14 protein-coding genes and 1 riboswitch are annotated in these 18,104 nt (G+C 65.2%); of the genes, 8 read left to right on the top strand and 6 right to left on the bottom strand.

Going from position 1 to position 18,104, the window contains the following annotated elements; all coding sequences use genetic code 11:
* The first annotated feature begins 240 nt into the window (after nucleotides 1-240).
* The 3 genes from CWR53_RS10440 to CWR53_RS10430 all read left to right on the top strand — a co-directional run bounded on the left by CWR53_RS10440 (nucleotide 241) and on the right by CWR53_RS10430 (nucleotide 2,889).
* Entirely contained in the window at nucleotides 241-846 is a 606-nt protein-coding gene (locus CWR53_RS10440; RefSeq protein WP_100851463.1) for a transcriptional regulator, read from the top strand.
* Between the two features lie 103 nt (nucleotides 847-949).
* The gene (locus tag CWR53_RS10435) at nucleotides 950-1,945 is read left to right on the top strand and encodes a threonine/serine dehydratase (protein WP_100851462.1); all 996 of its coding nucleotides are present in this window, start codon (nucleotides 950-952) and stop codon (nucleotides 1,943-1,945) included.
* Nucleotides 1,942-2,889 carry an ornithine cyclodeaminase family protein gene (locus tag CWR53_RS10430; RefSeq protein WP_100851461.1) on the top strand — a complete coding sequence of 316 codons (948 nt, stop codon included), beginning with the start codon at nucleotides 1,942-1,944 and terminating at the stop codon, nucleotides 2,887-2,889. The genes CWR53_RS10435 and CWR53_RS10430 overlap by 4 nt, the downstream gene beginning before the upstream one ends.
* Nucleotides 2,890-2,900: 11 nt before the next feature.
* Here the strand turns inward: CWR53_RS10430 and codA are convergent, their stop codons facing one another.
* The 3 genes from codA to CWR53_RS10415 all read right to left on the bottom strand — a co-directional run bounded on the left by codA (nucleotide 2,901) and on the right by CWR53_RS10415 (nucleotide 5,587).
* Nucleotides 2,901-4,142: a cytosine deaminase gene (gene codA / locus CWR53_RS10425; RefSeq protein WP_100851460.1), complete on the bottom strand. Its 1,242-nt coding sequence runs from the start codon at nucleotides 4,140-4,142 to the stop codon at nucleotides 2,901-2,903.
* 138 nt (nucleotides 4,143-4,280) lie between these two features.
* Nucleotides 4,281-4,943 carry a thiaminase II gene (gene tenA, locus CWR53_RS10420; protein ID WP_100851459.1) on the bottom strand — a complete coding sequence of 221 codons (663 nt, stop codon included), beginning with the start codon at nucleotides 4,941-4,943 and terminating at the stop codon, nucleotides 4,281-4,283.
* Nucleotides 4,940-5,587, bottom strand: coding sequence for a TenA family protein (locus CWR53_RS10415; protein ID WP_058604565.1), 648 nt, complete (start codon nucleotides 5,585-5,587; stop codon nucleotides 4,940-4,942). The genes tenA and CWR53_RS10415 overlap by 4 nt, the downstream gene beginning before the upstream one ends.
* 82 nt (nucleotides 5,588-5,669) lie before the next feature.
* Nucleotides 5,670-5,786, bottom strand: a riboswitch (TPP riboswitch).
* Nucleotides 5,787-5,920: 134 nt separating this feature from the next.
* On the opposite strand from CWR53_RS10415, the gene CWR53_RS10410 reads away from it, so the two are divergent.
* Both CWR53_RS10410 and CWR53_RS10405 read left to right on the top strand, forming a co-directional pair.
* A complete protein-coding gene (locus CWR53_RS10410) occupies nucleotides 5,921-8,008 on the top strand; it encodes a bifunctional diguanylate cyclase/phosphodiesterase (protein WP_100851458.1) in 2,088 nt (695 codons plus the stop codon).
* A 61-nt stretch (nucleotides 8,009-8,069) separates the two neighbouring features.
* Nucleotides 8,070-9,056 carry a site-specific integrase gene (locus CWR53_RS10405; protein ID WP_138031815.1) on the top strand — a complete coding sequence of 329 codons (987 nt, stop codon included), beginning with the start codon at nucleotides 8,070-8,072 and terminating at the stop codon, nucleotides 9,054-9,056.
* Nucleotides 9,057-9,074: 18 nt separating this feature from the next.
* On the opposite strand, the gene CWR53_RS10400 is transcribed toward CWR53_RS10405, so the two are convergent.
* On the bottom strand, nucleotides 9,075-10,214 hold the full coding sequence (locus tag CWR53_RS10400) for a glycerate kinase (RefSeq protein ID WP_100851456.1): 1,140 nt from the start codon (nucleotides 10,212-10,214) through the stop codon (nucleotides 9,075-9,077).
* A 132-nt stretch (nucleotides 10,215-10,346) separates the two neighbouring features.
* Entirely contained in the window at nucleotides 10,347-11,444 is a 1,098-nt protein-coding gene (locus CWR53_RS10395; protein WP_100851455.1) for a sugar diacid recognition domain-containing protein, read from the bottom strand.
* Nucleotides 11,445-11,605: 161 nt separating this feature from the next.
* Between CWR53_RS10395 and CWR53_RS10390 the strand changes: the two genes are divergently transcribed.
* The 3 genes from CWR53_RS10390 to CWR53_RS10380 all read left to right on the top strand — a co-directional run bounded on the left by CWR53_RS10390 (nucleotide 11,606) and on the right by CWR53_RS10380 (nucleotide 16,620).
* Entirely contained in the window at nucleotides 11,606-12,934 is a 1,329-nt protein-coding gene (locus CWR53_RS10390; RefSeq protein ID WP_058604562.1) for an MFS transporter, read from the top strand.
* A 164-nt stretch (nucleotides 12,935-13,098) separates the two neighbouring features.
* Complete coding sequence (locus CWR53_RS10385; protein ID WP_100851454.1) at nucleotides 13,099-14,619, top strand: FAD-dependent oxidoreductase; 1,521 nt, start codon at nucleotides 13,099-13,101, stop codon at nucleotides 14,617-14,619.
* Between the two features lie 84 nt (nucleotides 14,620-14,703).
* A complete protein-coding gene (locus CWR53_RS10380; protein WP_100851453.1) occupies nucleotides 14,704-16,620 on the top strand; it encodes a sigma-54-dependent Fis family transcriptional regulator in 1,917 nt (638 codons plus the stop codon).
* A 46-nt stretch (nucleotides 16,621-16,666) separates the two neighbouring features.
* Here the strand turns inward: CWR53_RS10380 and aldA are convergent, their stop codons facing one another.
* A complete protein-coding gene (aldA, locus tag CWR53_RS10375) occupies nucleotides 16,667-18,100 on the bottom strand; it encodes an aldehyde dehydrogenase (protein ID WP_100852625.1) in 1,434 nt (477 codons plus the stop codon).
* Between the last annotated feature and the right edge of the window lie 4 nt (nucleotides 18,101-18,104).

The following is an 18,104-nucleotide window of genomic DNA, read 5'->3' as shown; positions in this document are numbered from 1 at the left end:
CGTAATGTGGTACGTACTATGTAATTACGTACCAATTCTGCTGGTTCGGCACTGCTAAAACAAGTGCAATCTCACATGGAATAATCACGGCTTATCGAATGTTAGACCGATTTTGGGCCGGTTCTGGTCGCCACCAGCCGGTCTTGGCGTGTACAGGGTGCTTGCTCGGTATACGGCGCCTTGTGCGAGCGGGCACTCGGAGCCAACATAAGCGCTTCCTTAAAATGCACAGTGGCCCGCATGTCGCTCGAGAACTACCAGGCAATCGCCGAAAGCATTGCCCTGTTGCTGTATCCCCATGCCGAAGTCGTCATCCATGACCTGCGCACCCAGACGGTGGTGCATATCGCCAACAACATCTCCAAGCGCAGCCTGGGAGATGACTCGGCCATTGCCGAGGACCTGGACGATCTGCTCGGCGGCGCCAAGTTGGGCCCTTATGAGAAGTTGAACTGGAACGGTCAGAAGGTCCGCTCCATCAGTACGGTCTTGCGAGATGAGCAGGGTGATGCTCGGCACCTGATGTGCATCAACCTGGACCTGTCGGTGCTCGAAAACGCCCGTCATGCGCTGGAGGCGTTCTTTCAAATGGGTCGCCTGGTCGAGCAGCCTCAGGCGCTGTTTCGCGATGACTGGCAGGAGCGCATCAATACCTTCATGCATGCTTGGCTCAAGGCGCGCCATTTGTCCCTCCAGACAATGCAGATGGGAGACAAGCGCAGTCTGGTGCAGGCGTTGCACGCCGAGGGTGCGTTCGAAGGCCGAAGCGGCGTGGACTATGTGGCCAATGTGCTGAACATGGGGCGTGCGACGGTTTACAAATACCTCAAGGCGCTCAAGGGATGACGATTTTGAGCGCCAGGATTGACCCAGGCTGAAAGAAGTGTTTGCACGAGCATGGACAATACGTCTACCGTAGACACTAATTCCATACGGAGCCTTAAGCGCCATGTCCGACCTTGCACCGCCAACCGTCTGCCAACCCGACCTCGACGCTCTGTTCGAGGCGATCAAGCACGCTCATGCCGCCTTGCGGCCAGCGGTAAGCACAACCCCGCTGACGCGCAGCCAGCTCCTGTCAGCAACCACCGGCGTGGACGTATGGCTCAAGTGCGAACACCTGCAACCTACCGGTTCGTTCAAGTTTCGCGGGGCCAGTAATAAAGTCAGGCTTTTGCCTGTGAGTGCACGTGAGCATGGCGTCATCGCCGCCTCGTCTGGCAACCATGGCCAGGCACTGGCCCTGGCCGGCAAAACCGCCGGGGTTCCGGTGACCCTTTACACCACCACTACGGCGTCAACCTATAAGGTCGAAGCCATGCGTAACCTCGGCGCTGAAGTGATCTGCCTGCCGACCGATCCCTTGAGCGCGGAGCTGGAGGCGGCCAGGCAAGCCCAGGCCAAGGGCGTGCCCTTCGTATCGCCCTACAACGATCTGCAGGTGATCGCCGGCCAGGGCACCATCGGCATGGAACTGTTCGAGCAGGCGCCAGACCTGGACGCCGTATTCGTCGCGGTGGGTGGTGGCGGCATGATCGCCGGCATTGGCGCTGCCCTGCGTACCCTGGCACCGGGTGTCGACATCATCGGCTGCTGGCCCGAGAACGACCCGGCCCTTGAGCAGTCGCTCAAGGCCGGCAGGATCATCGACGTACCTGCCAGTCCCACGCTGTCCGACGGCACGGCAGGCGGCGTCGAGCCAGGCGCCATCACCCTGCCCCTGTGCCAGGCCTTGCTCACCGATACTGTATTGGTCAGCGAAGCGCAAATACGCGCCGCCATGCGCGACATCGCCAGCAGCGAGCGGTGGATCATCGAAGGCGCGGCAGCTGTCGCAGTGGCCGCCATGAAAAAATGCGCGGACCGGTACCTAGGCAAACGCGTAGCTGTGGTGCTGTGTGGGCGGAACATCGCCCTGGATACCTTCCTCGAGGCCGTCAAATGAAGCTGATCACCAAGCCTCAGATCCTCGCGAGCCTCGACACCGAGCGGGCGCTCAGCGCCATCGAAGAGGGCTTTATCGCCTATTCCGCGGGCAACGTTCAGGTACCGCCTGTGCAGGCGTTTACCTTCGCCGAGAGCAACGGGGATTGCTGCATCAAGTCTGCCTACAAAGTGGGCAGCCCCACCTTTACCGTCAAGGTGTCCACCGGCTTCTATGACAACCCGTCCAACGGTTTGCCCAGCAACGACGGGCTGATGATGGTGTTCTCGGCCCACACCGGCCAGCCGCTGGCCCTGCTCCAGGACCAAGGCTGGCTCACGGCGATGCGCACGGCACTGGCGGGACGGATCGCGGCCCGGCTGCTCGCGCCCTCACAGGTCAAGGCCATCGGCATCCTGGGCACAGGCATGCAGGCCAGCATGCAATTGGAGCAGTTGCGCAGCGTCACCGACTGCCGCCAGGTGATCGTCTGGGGGCGTCACGCCGAAGGACTAGGCGCTTACGTGACGATGGCGCGGGATCTTGGTTTTACCGTGCGCAGTACACACGACGCCGCGGAACTGGCGGGCCTTGCCAACCTCATCGTCAGCGCCACACCTTCGCGCGAGCCGCTGTTGCAGGCCCACTGGATACAACCGGGCACTCACATCACTGCTGTCGGTGCGGACGGCCCTGGCAAGCAAGAGCTGGACCCTGGGCTGGTCACCAGGGCCGATCGCTTGGTCGTCGACTCGATCACCCAGTGCGCCCAATATGGCGAAGTGTCCCATGCGATCGGCAAAGGCCTGGTGACCGCAAGCCAACTGGTCGAACTTGGCGCGCTGCTGGCAAGCCGAGCCCGTGGCCGGGAGTCCGACGACCAGATCACGTTGGCTGACCTGACCGGCGTTGCCGTTCAGGATGCGCAGATCGCCGATTGTGTGCTGGCGGCCATCGCCGCCTGAAAGCGCCGGATTCAGAACTCGCGTTGTACTTGCGCAGGCCGGCGCCGCATCAGTACCTTTCCGTTGCGCACCGACACCAGCGCGTGGCCCTGGCTGCGCACCATCTCGTAGTCGTCCGGGGCCGAGAGCAGCAGCAGGTTCGCAGGGCGACCGGTCTCGATGCCATAGCGCTCACCCAGGTTCAAGGCGCGGGCACTGTTGTCGGTGATCAGGTCCAGGCAGCGCTGCAGGTCCTGATAGCCCAGCATGTGGCAAATGTGCAGGCCCGCCTCGAGCACGCGCAGGATATTGCCGTTGCCCAGGGGATACCACGGATCGACGATCGAGTCCTGGCCGAAGCACACGTTCATGCCAGCACGGTCGAGTTCGGCGACACGGGTGACCCCACGGCGCTTCGGATAGGTATCAAAGCGCCCTTGCAGATGAATGCTCTCGGTAGGGCATGACACGAAGTTGATGCCGGACAGCTTCAACAGCCGAAACAGCTTCGAGCAGTAGGCATTGTCGTACGAACCCATGGCCACCGTGTGGCTGGCGGTCACCCTCGCCCCCATCTGCCGGACCCGAGCGTGTTCGGCCAGTACTTCCAGGAACCGTGACTGCGGATCGTCCGTCTCGTCGCAGTGCACGTCCACCAGGCAGCCGGTGCGTTCTGCCAAATCCATCAGGAACTGGATCGACGCCACACCCTGTTCACGGGTGTTCTCGAAATGGGGAATACCGCCCACCACATCGGCGCCGATGGCCACCGCCTCGGTCATCAATGTGCGGCCATCGGGGTACGATTCGATACCCTCCTGGGGAAAGGCAACGATCTGCAGATCGACCAGATCACGCACTTCATCGCGCACCTCGACCATGGCCTTGAGTGCCACCAGTCCCGGCTCGGTTACATCCACATGGGTGCGCACATGCTGGATGCCATGATCGACCAGCATCTGGAGGGTGGTCTTGGCCCGGGTCTTGATGTCCTCATGGGTGGTGCTCTGCTTGCGCTGGGCCCAGCGCTCGATCCCCTCGAACAGCGTGCCGCTCATGTTCCACTCAGGCTGCCCGGCCGTCAGGGTCGCGTCGAGGTGGATGTGCGGCTCGACGAAAGGGGGGACCACCAGGTTCTGGGCGGCATCCAGATCGGCGCCGGCCACGGGCAGCACACCCTCGTTCTGCGCAGTGATCGCGCCAATGCGCTGACCGGCCAGTTCGATGCGGTACAGGCCAGGCTTGCCACGCAGCCGTGCGTTGATGATGTTCATGCTGTCCTTCCTCGTCCTGGATCGTCTTCGAGCGCTGCGGGCCAGTTGCGGCGGTCATCCGCGTGCCCCCTTTTCCACTACAGCTTGCCAGCCAACGGCACACGGGGATAGTGGCGATCCAGGCATGCGGCTGCCTAGTCACGCCATGTCCAGCCCCATCTGCCAGAAATCGGCCTCCAGCCCCGAGGCCTGGGCAAAGATCGCGACCAGTTCGGCAAACCGCTGATCCGTCATGCTGCGCGCCGCCAACGAATCCAGGTGCGTGCGTGCAGCTGCTGCAACGGCCTGGTAGCCGGCACCGGCGTATTCGCCGATCCACTCGCGGTAGGGATGCGGGTCCAGATTGCCGATGCGTGCGGCCAGGGACTGCCCGATCTCGGCGTAGCCGATCACGCAGGGCGCCAGCGCCACGTGCAACTCCAGCAAGTCGCCAGCGGCACCGCAGTCCAGTACATACCGGGTGTACGCCACGGTGGCCGGGTGCTCGGGGGCCGCCTCGATGTCAGCCTGGCTCAGCCCCCAGCGTGCGCATAGACGCACGTGCAGGTCGGTTTCGTCGAGGATCGCCGCCAGCCCCGCCTGTGCGGCACGGATATCGGTCGGTCGCCTGCTCTTGTACGCCGCCAACGCCCAGGCGCGGGCAAACTGAATGAGGAAGAGATAGTCCTGCACCAGGTAGGACCGAAACGCGGCTTCGCTCAACGTGCCATCGCCCATCTGCTGCACGAAGGCATGGTCGACGTAACCGCGCCACTGCGGTGCAGCGGCCTGCTTGAGCCGATCGAAGATGTCCATGTTCATTGCGCCTGCGGGTAGATGGCGTCGAAGAAGGCCAGCTCCAACGCGACGGTGCGCTGGTGAAAGTCCTGCGCCACCGCGGCATGCAGAGGGCCGACGCGGTCCAGTTCGGCGTGCAGGAACGCCACGAACGCCTGGAAATCCGGATTGTCGTGCAAGGTGATCCATTCAGCGTGGATGAAACGCGACGGCAGGGGTTTGGGCGCGCGCAGCGCCCAGTCCAGGTAAAGACCTTCGGCGACGCTCAGCACTGCCAGCGCGGCGGCGTACGAGCGGGTGGCAGCCGCTTCGCGCATGATGGCTTTGAACGCCGCCGTGGGCACCGTGTCCATCGGCTCATCACGCTGCGCCGGGCTGACACCCAGCGCCTGGAACGCCCGCAGGAAGTAAGTGTTCTCCTCGCTGCTGATCATGCCCGCGAATCGCCCCAGGCGCAGGCGCGCCTCGAAGGTGTCGGCCGTGGCGATGGCGGCGCCCAGCAACATCAGGAAGCTGTCCAGGAAGCGATGATCCTGGACCAGGTAGTCGACCATGATGGGGTCAGGCAGGCTGCCGTCACACAGTTGGGTCACGAAACGATGGCCGGTGGCGGCGGCCCATGTCGTCTCGCTCTGGCGGCGCAGGGTCTGGGTGAAACCTTCGGTCATGGCGCTGTCCTTGGTGAAGGTGACAGCGAGACCTGGGCAATGGTCATGAATCGGGTCTCGCCTTGAGACCGGCGGGAAGGCAGGCGCTATAGCACCCCATCCCTTCGCCGGCATTATCCGGATCAGGTTCGAAGGGTCACCGCGCTGCACCTGGCTCAGCGGTTTCTCAGCCCGTTATCGGGCTCCCCTTGGTAGCGGCAAGGTATACCCGACTTGACCCGCCGCTGTCATCTTTGGTTCAGCCATCACTACAGGCTATTTGCCACCAGTCATGGCGCTGTCATGTTGCTGCCGTAATGTCCGGGCCTCACACAAGGCCGGGAAACACTGCAATTGATACGACGTTCACTTTCCTCGGCGACCCTGCTCAGGCTGCTGATCCTGCTGCTGTGCGCTGCTACGCTGACCTTTCTGTGGGGGGTGCATGTTGCTCAGAAAGCCACCGCTCGCCAGGATGCTCTGACCAACCGTGGCAACGAACATCAGCGGCTGGCCAACGTGCTCGCCGAAAACGTCAGCCAATGGCTCGACCGTGCGCACGCCGCTGCCGAAGGTAAAGCGTGTGCGACTTCCTCCAAGGTCCTCATGCCCGTGCCTGAGCAGCCCGAGGCATGCGACACGTTGGTTGCAGTGCAGCTTGCCGCCCACCCCTTGGCGCAATTGCTGCAACAGGTGGATCTGGGCGATTCTACCCGCGTGAGTGTGTTGCAGGCCGACGGCACGGAACGCCTGCGCCTCGGTAATCGCGGCTTGTTGCCGATCACAGCTGCCTTGCAGCCGGCACTGCCAACCGATGGCACCCCTGCGGGCGTGCTGACCCAGTACTTGGAAGGTGATCCTTACCAGAGCGTCTTCAGGCATCGGCCCGAGCACGGTTTTACCCTTGTCATCAGCCAGCGCGAGAACGAGATCACCGGGCCCATCGACGCGGCCTGTGCCCGGCAGTTCTGGCTGACACTGGGCATGACACTGATGATCCTGGCCAGCCTGGCCTGGACCCTGCGCCTGCTGCGCAAGCGCCAGGAAGCCTTCACGGCGCTGGAGCACGCCCAGCAGATCAACCAGCAACTGATCGGGCGCCTGGAAGATGCACACCGGCGCAGCAGCCATGCCGCCGCCACCGATCATCTCAGCGGCCTGCACAACCGCCGTCAATTCGTCGAAGTGGCAGGTGCCGCGCTCGTCCATCAGCGTGGCAGGCGGCAACTGGTGGCCATCCTCTTCATCGACATGGACCGTTTCAAGTCCATCAATGATTCGCTGGGCCATAAAGTCGGTGACCTGTTGCTGCAGGCTGTGGCCGGCCGTATCCAGCGCTTGCTCGAACCGGGCGATGAAGCCTCGCGCTTTGGCGGCGATGAGTTCGTCGTACTGCTCGCAGGCGAGCGCAGCGAGGAGCAGATCGATGCCTGGGTACGCGAACTGGCCCGCAGGCTTTCTGCCACGTATGCCCTGGAAGGACAAGAGGTCAACACCAGTCCCAGTATCGGGGTCAGCATCTGCCCGCGCGATGGCCAGGACATCGACAGCCTGGTGCGCAGCGCCGATGCGGCCATGTATTCGGCCAAGCAGGCCGGCCGCGCGCAGTACCGCTATTTCGACCCCTCCCTGAACGTGGCCGATATCCAGGCATTTTCCCTGGAGCAGGCGTTTGGCGCTGCACTGGCGGGCAGGCAATTCGTCTTGCACTACCAGCCGCAGATCGGCCTCGATGACCACAAGGTCGCAGGCTTTGAAGCGCTTGTACGTTGGCAGCATCCCGAGTTCGGCCTGCTCTACCCCGACCGTTTCATCGCCCTGGCCGAACGCAGCGGCTTCATTGTCGAGTTGGGCTGGGAAGTCCTTCGCCTGGCCTGCGAGGCCTTGTCGGCCTGGCACAGGGAAAGCCGCCAGGTGCGCCTTGCCGTCAACGTGTCTGCCTTGCAGTTGCGTCAGCCTGACTTCACTGTGCGCCTGCTCGACCAACTGAGCGAGCACGGCATTGTCCCCGAGCATCTGGAGCTTGAGATCACCGAAACCACCATCCTCGACCCTGAGGGCCCGGCGATCGCGCATCTACACCGGCTGCGCCAGGCAGGCATCGGGATCAGCCTGGACGACTTTGGCCGAGGCTACGCAGGCTTCGCCCATCTGCATGCACTGCCTCTGAGCAAACTGAAGATTGATCGATCCTTGATCGCCTCGCTGTCCAACAGTCCGGACGACAGCCCCATCGTGGCCTCCACCATCATCCTGGCCAAACGCCTGGGCCTGGTGGTGGTGGCCGAAGGCGTGGAAACCCGCGAGCAGGTCGTGTGCCTGCGCCTGGCGGGGTGCGACGTTGCTCAGGGCTATCATTTCAGCCGGCCCCTGTCCGCCGCGCAGCTGCGTGACTACGTGCCGTTCAAGCATCAGGCGCAGCCCCTGGCCGCGTTGCACTGACGCGAAGAAGAGCGTGCAAACCCTGGCAAACCCTTGGTACCGACAGGCCTCAAGGTTTAAGGTGGCACCACTGCATCCATCCGCCGACGCCCGCACCATGACCGATATCGAGCGCTACCTGCGCGCCGCCACGCGTGACAACACCCGCCGCAGCTACCAGGCGGCGGTGGATCATTTCGAGACGCAATGGGGCGGTTTTCTGCCGGCCACTGCCGAAAGCATCGCCCGGTACCTGGCCGACCACGCCCAGCAGCATGCGGTCAGTACCCTGCGCCAGCGCTTGGCGGCCCTCAGCCAGTGGCACATCAGCCAAGGCTTCCCCGACCCCACCAAAGCACCGGTGGTGCGCCAGGTCCTGCGCGGCATCCGCACGCTGCACCCCACCCCGCCCAAGCAGGCAGCGCCATTGCTGCTGCAACATGTGCAAACGGCCGTGACCTGCTTCGAGGAAGAAGCCCGCCAAGCCCAGGCGAACCACGACATGGCCGGGCTGCGCCGCGCCCGGCGCGACACGGCGCTGCTGCTGTTGGGGTTCTGGCGTGGCTTTCGCGGCGATGAACTGGCGCGCTTGCGGGTCGAGCACATACAGGCCGAAGCGGGCGTGGGCATCACGCTGTTTGTGCCGCGCAGCAAAGGCGACCGCGAGGCACTTGGCGTGCAGCACCGCACCCCGGCCCTGAAGGCCCTCTGCCCGGTAACGGCCTACCTGCAATGGCTGCAAGTGGCCGGCATCGCCCACGGCCCGGTGTTCCGCAAGCTCGACCGCTGGGGCAATCTCGGTGACCAGCCGCTCAACAGCAACAGCCTGGTGGGCCTGCTGCGGCGCATGTTGACCCGCGCCCAGGTGCCAGCTGCGCTGTATACCGGTCACTCACTGCGTCGCGGCTTCGCCACCTGGGCCAGCGCCAATGGCTGGGAGCTCAAGTCGCTCATGAGCTACGTAGGCTGGAAGGACGCCAAGTCGGCGCTGCGCTACATCGATTCGACGCAGCGTTTCGGCGACCTGGCCCTGTTGCCCAGCACACCCCTGCCGGTGCTGGCACCCTGAGCTGCGCGCTTCATCTGCTCAGACGCGCTTGACCCAAGCCCAGAGCCGACCGATGTCACAGGCGCGGGCTTGCAGCAGGCGGGAGGTGTCGCGGCAGGCCTGTTCCAACGTCATGGGGCCGTCCACCAGCGCAAAGGCGGCATCTACCCCATGGGCGTACAGCTGCTGATAGCCCTCGCCGAGCATGCCCGCCAGCACAACCACCGGCACGCCATGACGCTTGGCGACCCGGGCCACCCCCATCGGCGTCTTGCCGCGCAGGGTCTGGGCATCAAAACGGCCCTCCCCGGTCACCACCAGGTCCGCGTCCCTGACATGGGCTTGCAGGCCGGCCAGTTCGGCCACCACTTCCACGCCGGCCCGGAACTGGGCACCCATGAAGGCCCTGGCCGCAAAGCCCATGCCCCCGGCGGCGCCGCAGCCTGGGTAATCACGCACATCCTGGCCCAGCAAGCGGGCGCAGTGGTCGGCGAAGTGACCCAGCGCCTGGTCGAGGGCCTGAACCTGTTGCGGGTTGGCCCCCTTCTGTGGCCCGAAGATGGCCGATGCGCCCTGGGGGCCGCACAGCGGGTTGTCCACATCAGCCGCCACTTCGAAATTTACGTGCGCCAGGCGCGGGTCCAGCCCGCTGGCATCGATCCGTGCCAGGCCGGCCAGGGCAAGGCCACCCTCGGCCAGTGGCTGATTGTCTGCATCCAGCAGACGCAGGCCCAGGGCGCGCAGCATGCCACTGCCCGCATCATTGGTGGCACTGCCGCCGATCGCCAGCACCACGCGCTGCGCGCCGGCGTCGAGCGCCGCGGCGACCAGCTCACCGGTGCCCCAGGTGCAACTGCGGCAGGCGTCGCGCTGCCCGGTGGGCACCTGTTGCAGGCCGCTGGCCTGCGCCATTTCGATGATTGCGGTGCGGCTCTGGGGCAGCCAGCCCCAGCCCGCCGACACAGGTGTGCCCAAGGGGCCGCACACGGTAAGCCGGCGCAGCTCGCCGTCGCTGGCGGCAAGAATGGCCTGCATCGTGCCTTCGCCACCATCGGCCATGGGGCACTCGACCAACTGGGCGTCGGGCAGTGCTTCGGCCAGGCCAGCAGCGATGGCGCGCGCCACGTCTGCCGCCTCGAGGCTGTCCTTGAACGAGTCAGGCGCGATGACGATCTTCATGATGATTCTCCTGTCCGGGTAGCGGCATGCTGACAGCTGGCCCGCGAAGCGGCGTCGGTCAAATGCACAAACCGCCCGACGGATTGTTTGGGCAGATGCCAGCGCCAGGCGACAGTGCCCAGCCGGCTACGGCTATCGGATGGGCAGCAACTGCAGCCCCAGGTACAAACTGAGCATGCCCTCCAGGCGCATCGGATCCACCTCGCCCAGCTCGGCGATGCGTTCAAGCCTGTAACGTAGGCTATTGCGGTGAATACCCAGCGCCTCGGCACACGCCTGGCTCTGACCATCATGGGCACACCAGGCGCGCAGCGTAGCCAGCAATTGCCCACTGCTGTCGCGGGCCTGAATGCGCAGCAACGGCTCGAGCAGTTCGTCCAGCGCCTCATCGTTGCGATGGCGCCAGAGCAAGGCTGGCAGGCGATAGCGCTGCAAGCTCAGCAGCCGTTCCTGGGGCACCACCTCACGCCCATAGGCCAGCAGGTCGCGCACACGCCGGTAGCCGCGGCGCAACTGCTCAAGACCCTGCGCGGCGGTACCCATGGCCGAGCGCTCCACTGCCCAACCGTGCCGCTCGATGCGCTCGACCAGCCGTGATGCCTCCAGCGCCACGCCTGCCGGGCGACACCACAGCAGCGAGTGGCGCGCTGGGCTCACGCACCAACTGTCGGGGTAGCGGCTCATCAGCCAGCTTGCCAGCGCTTCGGCATCGGGCCCGCTGGCCAGCTCGAACAGGCAGGGAATGCGTGGTAGCTGCGGTTTCAGGCCCAGTTGGCGTGCCTCGTCCAGCAGCCGTGAGGCGTCGCCGGTCCCGCCCAGCAGCAAGGCCAGCAAATCGTCGCAGCGCTGCTTGCGCCACTGCTGGTCGGCCTGCAGGTGACGCTGGGCCAGCAGCATTTCGGCGGTCATGCGCACCAGCTCGGCATACACCCGAACCTGCTGCGGATCACCCGTCAGCCCCAAGACGCCCATCAGGCGGTCGTCGAGCATCAGCGGCAGGTTCACCCCCGGCTGCACCCCCTTCAGGCAGCGTGCCGCCTCCTGGTCGAGCTCCACGATACGGCCATTGGCGAGCACCAGCTGGGCGCCTTCGTGCCGTGTGTTGATACGCTCCGGCTCGCCGCTGCCCAGGATCAGGCCCTGGCTGTCCATGACGTTGACGTTGCAGGGCAGAATGGCCATGGCGCGGTCTACGATATCCTGTGCCAGGTCGTGGTCGAGTTCGAACATTCAACGGTCCTTGGGGGCGTGCGGTTGGGCTCGGGCACAGCAGCAAGGCCCATGGCCTGTGCAAAAGCACAAAGACAGCCACGCCGCCGTCCCCGAGACTCGTTCAGGCGAGCGCCGGAACAGGCGACGCGGTGACAACCATAACAACAGAGAACCCGATCATGGCACACAGCCCCGCCCCTGACCAAGGCACGGACACCACCCGCAATGCGCTGTACCGGCGCATCACCTTGCGGTTGATTCCGTTCATTTTCATCTGCTACCTGTTCAACTACCTCGACCGCGTCAACGTCGGCTTCGCCAAGCTGCAGATGCTCGACGCGCTCAAGTTCAGCGAAACCGTCTACGGCCTCGGTGCCGGCATCTTCTTCATCGGCTACGTCCTGTGCGGCCTTCCGAGCAACCTGGCGCTCAACCGCTTCGGCCCACGGCGCTGGATCGCCTTGATGATGATTGCCTGGGGCAGCTTGTCCACCTGTCTGCTGTTCGTGACGACCCCCACCGAGTTCTATGCCCTGCGCCTGCTCACAGGTGCCGCCGAGGCAGGCTTCTTCCCAGGCGTGGTGCTGTACCTCTCGCGCTGGTTCCCCGGTGCGCGCCGTGGCCGCATCATGGCCTTGTTCATGTCCGCGATCCCGGTCTCGGGCCTGTTGGGCAGCCCGTTCTCCGGCTGGATCCTCGAGCACTTTGCAGCCGGGCAACATGGCCTTGCCGGCTGGCAATGGATGTTCCTGATTCAAGGGCTGCCGACCGTTGCGCTCGGCGTGCTGGCGGTGTTCCTGCTCAGCGATGGCTACCAGAAAGCGGCCTGGCTGAGCGATGATGAACGCCGGCTGATCGCCGCCGACCTGCAGGCCGATGCCGACAGCAAGCCGCCCACCACGGGCGACAGCGTTCTGGCCGTGCTGGCCAACCCGCTGATCTGGACCTTCGGCTTCATCTACTTCTGCATCCAGAGCGGTGTGTACGCCATCAACTTCTGGCTGCCTTCGATCATCAAGAACATGGGCTTCGACAACCCCCTGCTCATTGGCTGGTTGAGCGCCATTCCCTACTTGCTGGCCGGGGTTTTCATGATCCTGTGCGGGCGCTCGGCGGACCTTCGCAACGAGCGCCGCTGGCACTTGGTAGTGCCAATGCTGATGGGCGCTGTGGGCCTGCTGATGGCGGTGAATTTCGCGGCTACTCCGGCGATCGCCATCCTTGGCCTGTCCATCGCCACCATGGGCGCCCTCACCGGCCTGCCGATGTTCTGGCCGATGCCCACGGCCTTGCTCAGCGCGGGTGCGGCCGTGGCGGGCCTGGCCCTGATCAACTCGGTCGGCCAAATGGCGGGCTTTCTCAGCCCTTATCTGGTCGGGTTCATCAAGGACCAGACCGGCTCGACCGACGCTGCCCTCTACGCCCTGGCGGCGCTGATCGTGGTGGGTAGCCTGGTGGCCCTGCGCGCCACCCGTACCCTTACGCCCGCACCTGCCACAGCCGACTGACGGTCGCGCCAACGGCGCTTGCTCGTACGGGTCATTCGGTCCCGTGCGAGCAAGGTTGACCATCCCTTGTGCCCCGTACTGCGCTCCAGTCGTCAGCTCGACGCAGCCCGACCGGGCAAATCGGCGTCGAACCCTTCCAGAGGCCCCCCTTTGGAGAATTCACCATGACCGAACACGCCGTGGCCCGCCTGGCCGACCTCGATGAACACACCCCCCTGCGCGTGGAAGCCGGTAGCGAAGAGCTGATCATCGTCCGTCAGGGCGATCAGGTGCGTGCTTTTCAGGGCAACTGTCCTCATGCAGGCGCGCCGCTGGATGAGGGCCGCGTCTGCGGCGGCTTGCTGATTTGCCCATGGCACAAGGCCGCGTTCGCCGTGGACGAGGGGGCCGTGTGCGAGCCCCCTGCCCTGACCGACCTGCGCCGCTACAAGGCCTGGGTCAAGGATGACCAGGTGTGGGTGGACGACCGCCCTTTGCCCAAGGCGCGCCCGCCCCGGCACAGCGATGCGCGGTGTTTCGTGGTGCTGGGAGCCGGTGCGGCAGGCAGTGCCGCCGTGGCCACGTTGCTCCGCCAGGGTTTCAATGGTCGCCTGGTGTGGATCGACCAGGAGCGCCAGCCGGCCTACGACCGCACGGCCCTGAGCAAATTCGTGCTCGCAGGCCAGATGGCCCCGGATGAGGTGCCGATGCTGCTGGAGCCTGATGACCTGCGGATGGGGCAACTGGAGCGTCGGCACGCCAAGGTCCGCTCGCTCAATGCCCAGAAACGCCAGCTTCTGCTGGCCGACGGCCAACGCATTGACTATGACGCCTGTCTGCTCGCCACGGGCGCCAAGGCCCAGCGCCCGGATATCCCGGGGCGTGACCTGCCTGGCGTCTTCACGCTGCGCGCGCGCGCGGACGCGGCGCAACTGCTCGATGCCGTGGAACCGGGTAAACCGGTTGTGATCGTGGGCGACAGTTTCATCGGCCTGGAAGCGGCCTCGGCGTTGAGCGAATACGGTGCCCAGGTCCATGTAATCGGACGGCACGATGTCCCGCTGGTCAAGCAGCTGGGCGAGCGCATCGGCCGGGCGATTCGGGCCTTGCACGAGCGCAAGGGCGTCACTTTCCATGGCCCGGCCGAGGTGAAGGCGATCGAAGGCGTAGATCAGGTCGAAGCGGTCGTGCTTGGCAGCGGCGAGCGCGTGGACTGCCAGGTGGTGCTGCTGGGAACGGGGGTAGCCCCGGCCACGGCTTTTCTCAATGGGGTGTCGCTGGCCGACGACCATGGCGTGCCGGTCAACGGTGAAATGCAGGTGGCCGAAGGCCTGTGGGCGGCGGGTGACATGGCCAGCTTCCCACTCGCCGGCCAATCGGTGCGCATCGAACACTGGCGGCTGGCACAGCAACACGGCGTCATCGCCGCGGCAAACATGCTGGGCCAGCAGCGCCGCTACGCCGACGTGCCGTTTTTCTGGACCTATCACCATGGGCAGCGGTTCGAAGTGCTCGGCCACGCTCGGCAGTGGGACGCCATCACCTTCGTCGGCGCCCCGGAAAGCGGGGATTTCATTGCGCTGCAGTGCCTGGCGGATCAGGTACAGGCCGTGGTTGCCAAGGGTTATGCCTCAGCCATGATGCAGCTGTCGCAACGCATGAAGCGGCCGCTCACCACCGCCGAGGCACTCGAACTGATCCACTGAGCGCCCTGGCCGCGCGTCTGGGCTGGCAGCGCGCCATCAGCTAGGGTTATCTTCACCCCTGATAACAATAACTGTGGAGCGCCCATGCCCGCTCATAACCCTGCCTCGGAACTGGCGGCCTTCGTCGACAGTCATTTCGGCCACCGCGGCCTGGTCCCGGAAGCGGTGATCGCCGAATCCTGGTACCGCAGTGTCACCCAGCACCGCCTGGACCCGAGTGTCCACCCGACGGACAACATGCTCAGTGCCGCCGAAATCCGCCAGTTGCAAGCCCAGCACCAGGCTTACCTGACCCTCGCCAGCCAGGGCGTGAGTGGCTTGGCCCGGCGGGTGGCGGATGCAGGTTTTGCCGTTTTGCTCAGCGATGCGGCGGGGGTCACGCTTGATGCCCGCCTGCCTGCCGACGCCGGGCACTTCACCGGGTCCGGGCTGGTGGTGGGGGCGCGCTGGGACGAGTCCATCGCCGGCACCAACGGCATCGGCACCGCGCTGGCCTCACAACAGGCGCTGACCATTCACCGTCAGGAACATTTCCTGGCCAGCAATGCCCGGCTCAGTTGCTCGGTCTCGCCGATTTTCGACAGCCATAACCACCTGCTGGGTTGCCTGAACGCGACCTGCTTGTACAACGATGGGCCCAAGCAGGCCCAGCACCTGACCTTGCAATTGGTGACGCTGTACGCGCGGCTGATCGAAAACGCGCACTTTCGCCAGCGTTACCGCGACTGCCTGACCCTCGCGGTCAAGCCCTGCGACGGCGATGCGGACCTGGCAGCCGAGCAACTGCTGGCCCTCGACGAGGGTGGCCGTATCGTCGGGGCCAACCGGGCCGCGTTCAACAGCAACCCCCATGCCCTGCTCGGCCTGCGTATCGAGCAGGTGTTGAGTGCCGACATCGACCAGTTGCTGGCCCTGACCCAGGGCGGTGCCCGGGGCACGCAGCTGTACGATGCGTGCCAGGTCACGGGCCTTGAGGTTGGCCTGCGCGTGCCGCGCGCTTATCGCCCTTGTGCCCCGGCTGCACTGGCGGCCTCTGCCAACGCGCATCCGACACTCGACCAGCTGGCCGGCGGCGACCCGCAGCTGCAGCACGCCGTCGCGCGCCTGCGCAAGGTGCTGGACAAGGACATCGCGCTGCTGCTCAGCGGTGAAACCGGCACTGGCAAGGAAGCGTTCGCTCGCGCCCTGCACCAGGCAAGCGCCCGAAGCGCCCGGCCTTTCGTGGCGCTCAATTGCGCTGCCATTCCCGAAGCACTGATCGAAAGCGAGTTGTTCGGCTACCGGCCCGGCAGCTTCACCGGGGCGGACCGCAAGGGCATGAAAGGCAAGCTGGAACAGGCCAACGGCGGCACGCTGTTTCTCGATGAAATAGGCGACATGCCGGCCGATCTGCAAACCCGTCTGCTAAGGGTGCTGGCGGAACGGGAGCTGGTGGCGCTGGGGGCGGCCACCCCAGTGAGGCTGGATATTCAGGTGATATCGGCGACGCACCAGGACCTGACTGCCAGAATCGCCAGCCACCAGTTCCGCGAGGACCTCTACTACCGGCTCTGTGGCATGCGCATCACGCTGCCGGCGCTGCGCGAGCGCAGTGACCGGGCGCACGTGATCGAGGGTCTGCTGGCACGTCTGGCACCAGGGCTGAACCTGTCAGCACCTGCACACGCCGCCCTGCTGGCCTACTCCTGGCCGGGTAACATTCGCCAACTGCTCAATGCCCTGCGCCAGGGCGCGGCCCTGGCAGAAGGCGGGTGCATCGAACTGGCCGACCTGCCCGCCGAGTTGCAGCTTGGGCAGGTCGAACCGAGCAGGACAATCTGCGCAACGCCGCAGCTTGGGCAGCAGGTCGAGGAGGCTGAAGCCGACCATCTGCTAACGCTGTTGCGCCGTACCCAGTGGAACATGAGCGCCGCCGCCCAGGCCGCTGGCATCTCGCGCTCCACGTTGTACCGCAAGATCAGGCGCCACGGCATCGTGCAACCCAATCGCCAGGGCCACTGAGCCCAGTGCCCTGCCGTGACGGCGGGGCACTGGCAACTGCCGAGCTTCAACCCTGGATGTAGACCACCTGCGTGCGCGTGTACTCATAGAGCCCATGCTTACCGTCCGCCCCACCAATGCCCGACTTGCGGGCCCCGGCGTGGAAGCCTTGCATGGCCTCGAAGTTTTCGCGGTTGATGTAGGTCTCGCCAAAGTCGATTTCCCGGCATGCCTTGAGCGCGGCGTTCAGATCGCGGGTATAGAGCGACGAGGTCAGCCCGTACTCGCTGTCGTTGGCCAGGGCAATGGCTTCGTCCAGGTCCTCCACCACCTGGATCGGTAATACCGGCCCGAAGATTTCCTTGCGCATGATCTCCATGTCGCCCGCGCAGCCTGCCAGCACGGTGGGCTGATAATGAAAACCGCTGCCAAGGTCGGCCACCTGCCCGCCCGTGACCACCTGCGCGCCCTGGGCCTGGGCGGTGCGCACCATCTGCGCCACCTTGTCCAGGCCGGCCTGGTTGATCAGCGGCCCCATGTGCAGGTCCTCCTGCGTCGATGGGTCCCCATAGCGCGTGGCGGCCATCGCCTGGGCCACCTGATCGATGAACCGATCGGCCACCTGGCGCGCCACGTACACGCGCTCTGCGCAGTTGCACACCTGTCCGGTGTTGATCACCCGCGAGGCGACGATCGCGTTCACTGCCAGGTCCAGGTCGGCATCGGCCAACACGATGGCAGGCGCCTTGCCGCCCAGCTCCAAGTTCAGCTTGGTGATGTTCGGCGCCGCCGCTGCCATGATCCGTGCACCGGTCGCCACGCTGCCGGTGAAACTCACCATATCCACGCCGGGGTGACTGGACAGGCCGTGGCCCACGGCGGCGCCTGTGCCGCCGACCACGTTGAACACCCCGGGTGGCAGGCCGGTTTCGGCCACCAGCCGGGCGAACGCGTAGCAGTTGATCGGGGTTTCCTCACTGGGCTTGACCACGATGGTGTTGCCGGTGATGAGCGCCGGCGCCATCTTGCGGGCGATCAGGAAGAACGGGAAGTTCCACGGCAGAATGCCTGCCACCACGCCCACCGGTTTGCGCATGAGAAACACATGCTCGGCCTGACGGTCGCTGGTCAACACCTCACCTTCCAGGCGCCGCGCCCACTCGGCCATGTAGTCCAGATAATCGGCCGTGAAGCCGACTTCCACCTGGGCCAGAGCCGGGACCTTGCCGCCTTCCAGGGTAATGGTCCGGGCCAGCTGGTCGGCATTGGCCCGTATCCGGCTCGCGATAGCACGCAGGTAGCCCGCGCGTTCCTGCGCAGGCCGGGCTGCCCAGGCCTTCTGAGCCCGGCGTGCCGCGCTCACGGCCTGGTCGACCTGCGCCTGCGAAGACTCAGGCACGCGACCGAGCAACTGGCCGTTGGCCGGGTTATGGACCTCAAGCAAGGCTTCACCGGGTTCGAACCGGTTGTCGATGAAGTTCTGGTAGACCGAATCGTTCATGGGC

The organism is Pseudomonas sp. SGAir0191 (assembly GCF_002812565.2).
GTDB classification, from domain to species: domain Bacteria; phylum Pseudomonadota; class Gammaproteobacteria; order Pseudomonadales; family Pseudomonadaceae; genus Aquipseudomonas; species Aquipseudomonas parafulva_B.
Note: the sequence above shows the minus strand (reverse complement) of the source record. Positions and strands in the feature narration are given on the sequence as shown.

Excerpts from the sequence above, each read along its gene's own strand:
- CWR53_RS10400 (WP_100851456.1), bottom strand. The coding sequence starts at position 10,214 with ATGAAGATCGTCATCGCGCCTGACTCGTTCAAGGACAGCCTCGAGGCG.
- CWR53_RS10435 (WP_100851462.1), top strand. The coding sequence starts at position 950 with ATGTCCGACCTTGCACCGCCAACCGTCTGCCAACCCGACCTCGACGCT.
- CWR53_RS10440 (WP_100851463.1), top strand. The coding sequence starts at position 241 with ATGTCGCTCGAGAACTACCAGGCAATCGCCGAAAGCATTGCCCTGTTG.
- CWR53_RS10395 (WP_100851455.1), bottom strand. The coding sequence starts at position 11,444 with ATGTTCGAACTCGACCACGACCTGGCACAGGATATCGTAGACCGCGCC.
- aldA (WP_100852625.1), bottom strand. The coding sequence starts at position 18,100 with ATGAACGATTCGGTCTACCAGAACTTCATCGACAACCGGTTCGAACCC.
- CWR53_RS10430 (WP_100851461.1), top strand. The coding sequence starts at position 1,942 with ATGAAGCTGATCACCAAGCCTCAGATCCTCGCGAGCCTCGACACCGAG.
- CWR53_RS10380 (WP_100851453.1), top strand. The coding sequence starts at position 14,704 with ATGCCCGCTCATAACCCTGCCTCGGAACTGGCGGCCTTCGTCGACAGT.
- CWR53_RS10415 (WP_058604565.1), bottom strand. The coding sequence starts at position 5,587 with ATGACCGAAGGTTTCACCCAGACCCTGCGCCGCCAGAGCGAGACGACA.
- CWR53_RS10385 (WP_100851454.1), top strand. The coding sequence starts at position 13,099 with ATGACCGAACACGCCGTGGCCCGCCTGGCCGACCTCGATGAACACACC.
- codA (WP_100851460.1), bottom strand. The coding sequence starts at position 4,142 with ATGAACATCATCAACGCACGGCTGCGTGGCAAGCCTGGCCTGTACCGC.
- CWR53_RS10390 (WP_058604562.1), top strand. The coding sequence starts at position 11,606 with ATGGCACACAGCCCCGCCCCTGACCAAGGCACGGACACCACCCGCAAT.
- tenA (WP_100851459.1), bottom strand. The coding sequence starts at position 4,943 with ATGAACATGGACATCTTCGATCGGCTCAAGCAGGCCGCTGCACCGCAG.